This window comes from Pseudanabaena cinerea FACHB-1277 (assembly GCF_014696345.1).
GTDB classification, from domain to species: Bacteria; Cyanobacteriota; Cyanobacteriia; order Pseudanabaenales; family Pseudanabaenaceae; genus Pseudanabaena; species Pseudanabaena cinerea.
The window spans coordinates 1-5,849 of record NZ_JACJPY010000146.1 but is presented as its reverse complement, the minus strand read 5'-3'; the positions used below and the strand labels follow the sequence as shown (position 1 = coordinate 5,849).

At 41.4% G+C, this 5,849-nt stretch carries 4 protein-coding genes and 1 pseudogene; 1 reads left to right on the top strand and 4 read right to left on the bottom strand.

All coding sequences use genetic code 11. The features are described from left to right. Positions 1-384, bottom strand: a pseudogene (locus H6F44_RS21995) (hypothetical protein); the annotation flags it as partial. 579 nt (positions 385-963) lie between these two features. Here H6F44_RS21995 and H6F44_RS21990 point away from each other — a divergent pair. Continuing rightward, positions 964-1,653 carry a zinc metallopeptidase gene (locus tag H6F44_RS21990; protein ID WP_190353224.1) on the top strand — a complete coding sequence of 230 codons (690 nt, stop codon included), beginning with the start codon at positions 964-966 and terminating at the stop codon, positions 1,651-1,653. A gap of 46 nt (positions 1,654-1,699) precedes the next feature. Here the strand turns inward: H6F44_RS21990 and H6F44_RS21985 are convergent, their stop codons facing one another. The 3 genes from H6F44_RS21985 to H6F44_RS21975 all read right to left on the bottom strand — a co-directional run bounded on the left by H6F44_RS21985 (position 1,700) and on the right by H6F44_RS21975 (position 5,720). Next, the gene (locus H6F44_RS21985; RefSeq protein ID WP_190353223.1) at positions 1,700-2,458 is read right to left on the bottom strand and encodes an HAD hydrolase family protein; all 759 of its coding nucleotides are present in this window, start codon (positions 2,456-2,458) and stop codon (positions 1,700-1,702) included. A 50-nt stretch (positions 2,459-2,508) separates the two neighbouring features. Then, the gene (locus H6F44_RS21980; RefSeq protein ID WP_190353222.1) at positions 2,509-4,050 is read right to left on the bottom strand and encodes an NAD(P)H-hydrate dehydratase; all 1,542 of its coding nucleotides are present in this window, start codon (positions 4,048-4,050) and stop codon (positions 2,509-2,511) included. Positions 4,051-4,298: 248 nt separating this feature from the next. Then, positions 4,299-5,720 (bottom strand): DUF1269 domain-containing protein, encoded by a 1,422-nt coding sequence (locus H6F44_RS21975; RefSeq protein WP_190353221.1) that lies wholly within the window; start codon positions 5,718-5,720, stop codon positions 4,299-4,301. Positions 5,721-5,849: the final 129 nt, after the last annotated feature.

Sequence of the window (5,849 nt, the reverse complement as noted above, 5' to 3'; positions counted from 1 at the left end):
ATCGTTAAGTACAAGTTTTTGTAAATAACTTTGATAGAGGCGATCGCGCTCTGTCGCATCAGGCAATTTTGCCAAATCATTGCGCCTAGCCTTTTGCTGCACCATCCGCAGTTTTAAATTGCGATCGCGGCGATCTTGCCGCTCCGTCTCAGATTCAGTGCGCTTTCTAACATACTTACCCGCAAAGTAACTGCCATTGGTTTCACCCAAATATTTCCAATCAGGCAAATCGGCATCACTGGGATGGGTCATGCACAGGACAAAATCCTGATTATCAGAGGCAATTCGACATTTACCCTTAATGTCATCGCAGATTGGGCAGGGGCTATGGGACTTAGTGGGTGAAAACTTTCGGGAAGAATACTGGTTATTTAAGGAAGTCACTATTTTTGACCTCCCATGAGCTTATTAAGGGAGATCTCAACAAAGATCTGTGCCTGCAAGAGTAAAAAATTTAAAAACATCTAGATTGTCCTGATTGTAAGGGTTGTAGCGACTTCAACCAGGAAATGAGCAGATTTTTTGAGTTCAGTTTGATAGTCAATAATTGCCTTTTACAAATTTTTTAAAAATTTGCAGCAAAAACTGTTGCTAATCTTGTATCTTGCGTTAAGATATAGAGAAGCGTTGAACAAAATTGCCCTCTAAAAGCAACATCTGTCCATTCCTGGATATTGAATTTAATAAAACCTTCGGGTTATCAAAGAGCTAGTGGTTCTCAGGCACTGGCTTTTTTGATGTTTGAAGGGGAAAACGAGCTAAGTAATCTCCTCTATGCAAAAACGGTAATCAAATCATACAGCGATCGCCTTAGATTTGATACACAAAAGATCAAAAAAAGATCAAAATTTTAGTAGCCCCACTCTAAGCACGTTTACTTTTAATGGTAGAGTTTTCACTACTGCCTAAATCTCAGGTATCGGGGGGATAATTAATTAATCACTGACTAGAGGATAAAAGTATATGTACTTTCACTCGTCTTACCTGATTCTAATTCCAGGGATGATCTTGATGTTTTGGGCGCAACATCGCGTCAAAGCAACCTACGAAAAATATGCCGAAAGCCAATCGAGTTTAGGGATGACAGGCGCACAGGTTGCCAAAACCATCTTGCAACGTATGGGTATCTATGATGTCACCGTTGAGCAAGTTGAAGGTGAACTCACCGATCATTACGATCCATCTGCCAAAGCAGTGCGATTATCAGAGTCGGTGTATGCATCGTCATCTCTAGCTGCCGCCGCGATCGCCGCCCATGAATGCGGTCACGTTTTGCAAGATGTGCGGGGCTATCAATTTATGAATATCCGCGCTTCGCTAGTGCCTGTAGCAAATATCGGCGCAAACTTTGGACCAATGATGGTGATGGCAGGACTGTTTTTGACATCGCTTGGCAGTTTGAGTACGGTGTTTATCAACCTCGGTATCATTTTGTTTGCAGGAGCGATCCTGTTTCACATCGTCACTTTGCCCGTTGAGTTTGATGCATCCAGTCGCGCCTTGAGACTAATTGACGAGTTAGGAATTTTGCAAGGCGAAGAAAAGCGGGGCGCTCGCAGTGTCTTGAATGCGGCGGCATGGACATATGTAGCGACGGCAATTTATGCAGCCTTGCAACTGGTGCAATTGTTATTGATGAGAGGCAATGACTAAATCGTAAGTTTTTTAACCAATAAAAAGCGGCGCATCGCGCCGCTTTTTATTTTTGCAGTAATAATTTTGCCAACTCAGAAAACCCAGCAAACTCCGAACATTGAGTAACGTATTGGGGTAAGTGCTGCATTTTGTCTTGATAATGGTGAACATTTGCTACCCCGATTGAGACGGGAAACTTTGTAGGATCAAACATCGGCTCATCATTAGGGCTATCGCCAATGGTTAGTATTTGCTGTGAACTGAGTTCAGGAAAGTAGCGGTTTAGAACTGAGAGCAAGCCAGTAGCCTTATCTTGATGGATTGGTTTGATATGACATTGGACATTGCTGTATGTGAGACTCCAACCCATTTGCTGACATTGCCAAGCTATTTTTTCAAGATCGTCTGTCGATAAATCATCAACATCAAAAGTCCAGTCGGTAATACGAAACTGGTTATCAGGGGAAGGACACAGATTAGGAAATAGCTGCTTAATGTGATGAAAAGTATTTTCTAGCAGGATGCGATGTCTGGATATATTGGGAATTGCCGAAAGCAAATCTTGCTGACCGTTAGCCTGCAAAAATAAGCCACCATTTTCGGCGATCGCTCCTGCAATGGGTAAATAATTCACCAAAGCACTGACCCATCCCGCCGAGCGACCTGTCACCAATAGGATTTTAATTCCAGAGGATTGTAAATCCAGAAGAGTCGAGATGAAATCAGCAGAGAATTTTCTGTTTTGGGTAAGAGTGCCATCAACATCGGAAGCAATTAAACGGATGTCGGACAAATGAGCTTGATGGAGATTGAGCAGGGGCATAAACAGAAACCAAAATAGATAAATCAGCGTAGATCTTAAATTTAATAAATTTAAGAAGCAACAGTAATCAAGAAAGGAAGAAGATGGTGAGCAAGGGAAATAGGATCGACTCCCATAATAGAACGTTGATTTGCTAAAGATATTGCAGCTTGAGAATGCCAAACCGCAGCAACTATAGCGGAATCGCTAGACGATAAGCCCTGAGCTAACAGTCCACCAATCATACCTGCCAAGACATCACCACTACCGCCACGAGCGAGAGCAGGCGTACTCTCAGGATTGACCCAAAGCCTTGGTTTTTCATCTTGTAGAAAAGAAATCATTGTTCTCGCCCCCTTGAGCAGAATCGTAGCATGGCAAAGTTCAACTGCCGAGATCAGAGCATCTAAGCGATCGCTAGTCATAAGGTCAGGAAATAGGCGGCTAAACTCACCTCCATGGGGAGTAAAGATTAAAGGATTAGTTCGGCTTTGCAACTTACGAATGAAATTAGGATCGGCAACGGGTGAAATAGCATTTAGTCCATCGGCATCTAGTACTAGGGGAATATCGCTATCAATAGTTTGTTTGACCACAGAGTTTGCATCAAGAGACAGCCCACAGCCACAGACAATTGCCTGATACTTTTGCAAATCTAGCCCAGCTAGAGAATCAATAGCACCTGAGTCGGTTTCAGGACAACCGATTACCAAAGCATCAGGTACTTGGGCAAGAACTAATAGTTTAAGAGAGGACGGAACCGCGATTGACAGCATCCCCACTCCACTAGCTTTTGCGCCCAAAGCCGCTAGAATCGCTGCCCCCGCATAGCGCTGAGAGCCGACCACCAATAATAAATGCCCCAGATTGTACTTATGAACTGAAATAGGGCGAGGAATCGGCAGATATTGGCGTAGGCAAGTCTGAGGATCAACCCGCCAAAGAGGATGGCGATCGCCCAATACTTCTATAATGAATTGCTCAGGAGTATCAAAGTCAACTCTTTCGAGAATCCCAATATAGGGAAGAGCCTGCTCAATTAATAGACCGCGCTTCCATAAGCCCAGACATAAGGTGTGGGTAGCGCGAATTGCAGTACCCATGACATCGCCGCGATCGCAATTTAGCCCCGATGGTAAATCGATAGCAAGTATAGGAATCTGCCAACTATTAATGAGGTTGAATGAGTTTGCTAAATCACCCGCTACATCACGTTCTAGCCCAAAGCCAAAAATACCATCGATAAGTAAATCACAATCCTGTAATTCTGTAAGAGAAACAAAAGGAATCCCAATCGCTTTAGCATGACAAGTATGTACTCTCGTCAGAGGCTTAGCTTTGGGCATCATAGAGCAAATCTTGACTTGTCTTCCCTGATGATGAAGCTCACGGGCGACCACCAGAGCATCCCCACCATTATGACCAGAGCCAACCAACATACCGACTTTAGGAAATCTATGGGTAGGATAGAGTTGAGCAATCCGTTGGGTAATTTTTAGTGCCACTTTTTCCATTAGAGCTGCCACAGGCATACCTGATTGAAAGATAAGATTTTCAATCGCCTGCATCTGTGCCGCAGTAACAATGACTTGAGTGGAGATAGGGCTATTCATAATGTCAATAAGAATAGCATCAACCGTTGGCTAAATCTGTTTGGTTGTGATTAAGAAAAGGCATAGAAAAATCTAAAACTAAAATATAACGAACGTAATACTAATGGATAATCTAGCGATTGGCTGGTGAAGCATACAGCCTGTTGAGGCAATATGGGACACAGTAGAATAGTCCACGCAACCGTTACAGGCTAAAATTGTACCCCTTGATAGCTAAACAGGCTATATAAACGCTGTTTCTTTAGAGTTCATTGAAGATGTCTTTGATGTAATGAGTTTTTTGCTGCTGCCTTTATTTCCATGTTTTTACTTTTAGCCAGCTTTTCTAAAATATCTCTAGCAGTATTAGGATGTTGGGCTACGAGTTTGCGAACTTCAGAACTACGATCACTAGATAACTTAGCTAATACTTCTGATTTAGTTAGAGCATTAGCTGCCAAGTCCTTGCGAAATTTTAATTGAGTTTTGCACAAATCAATATTATGAATATTTCCCGTATCGATACAATATTGAGGATTTGTAATCACAGCTTTTCTCACGGAAAAATCAGAATCTTTCGATAGTTTTTCTAAGATTTCAAGAGAAGTATTAGGATGAATAGCCACAAGTTTACGAACTTCAGGACTGATATCTTGAGATAGTTGGGCTAAATTTTCCGATGTGAGGGAGCTATCTACCGCTAAAGATTTACGAAGGCTTAGATCAACTTGTTTTTTGTTGTTAACCAGCACCTTTAATCTTGTTGAAAGGGGAGTTTTAGTATTTGCTAATACTGCAAGCCTGACAGATAATTCAGGATCTGAACTGAGTTTATCGAGAATATAACTAGGGCATGATGAGTTATTTGCTACAGCTTCTCTAATTAATGCTTGTGAATCTAAACTTAGCTTGTCTAAAGTATGAGACGGAGTAAAAATATGTCTTGCGATTAAGAGTCGGATATGAGGTTGCTCTTCGGACAATTGTTCAAACACAAATTCAGGCATGGCATGATTTGAGAGCCTTTCTCCGATTTCCTCAATGATGTCTATGACTATATTGGTTTGATAACCATCCAGACGTGGCATAGGCAGACTAACAACTTTGTAATCCATTGCCGAGATAACTAGTTCATATACTTGAGTAACAATTATTTTTTCGTACTTGGTCAAATTTTTATTGGCTAGTACAGATAAATCAATACCTGATTTTTCAGAAATTTCAACTTTTTCTTTTGTTTTACCTGCCAACTTCTTCTTTTCTATTGCAGCTAAATTATTAGTAAAATATCGTCCAGATATGGGAATAGGTTGCTTGTCTAGTTCAAATAGAACTTGATTTGTTTGTCGAATAGCTTCTTGTAATTTTGAGAGCGACTCGTGTGTAGGATTTATACTAATATCCTGACTCAGTTTTACCAAAGAGCAACTCAACTCAAGAGCTATATCAAGATGGGCATTATCTAATGCTAGTTGAGCTAACTTCTTATTTTGTTCCTCGGCTAACGCTTTACTTTCATCTGCTATCTCATTGTATTTGCTCTGCAAGCTTGAATATTTGCTAGTGAGCGCATTTTCCATATCTCTATGGTGTCTAGCTTCTGCCCTATCACTTTCAGCCCAATCATCAGCAATTATAGCGCCAATTGTTGCACCAACTGCTGCTCCGATTAAAGGAAGTAAGAAAAACATATAATTCTAACCTTGTAATAATACTAAATAGGGCTTGCTGAAAAAGTAATTAGGAGGCAGGAAGAATGCAAGTAGAAAAAGGAGACCACAGGACAGGCAAGACAGGAAATCGCCGAAATCGGGAAGAGA